General features: G+C 68.6%; 1 protein-coding gene. It reads left to right on the forward strand.

What is annotated here, in order from left to right; all coding sequences use genetic code 11:
* Positions 1 to 315, forward strand: a 315-nt coding sequence (locus D5687_RS11330) for a hypothetical protein (protein WP_158611876.1), incomplete at both ends; no start/stop codon positions are given.

The following is a 315-nucleotide window of genomic DNA, read 5'->3' on the forward strand; positions in this document are numbered from 1 at the left end:
GTTCGACGCCATGCTGCGGGCCAACGACCAGCAGATGACCGGCCCCTCGCTGTGGTTCAACGGTGACAACGTCGGCGTCTCCAGCATCATCGAGCGTCGCGTGGCCGAGGTCACGTGTCCCTGCAACCTGGCCCGCTTCGAACAGGCACTGGCGGAAAAGCCCGCCTGGCTGGTGATCCGCGACGAGAACCACCAGGCGATGGGCGTGATCCGGCAGGCGCCGGCACGGGCGGCCGTCGACCAGGCATTCAACCAGGCGCTGTTCGACGCCGAGGCTCGTGCCGAGCAGGCCCGCCGCGCGGAGGAAGAAACCGT

Source organism: Guyparkeria sp. SCN-R1, from assembly GCF_003932495.1.
Lineage (GTDB): Bacteria > Pseudomonadota > Gammaproteobacteria > Halothiobacillales > Halothiobacillaceae > Guyparkeria.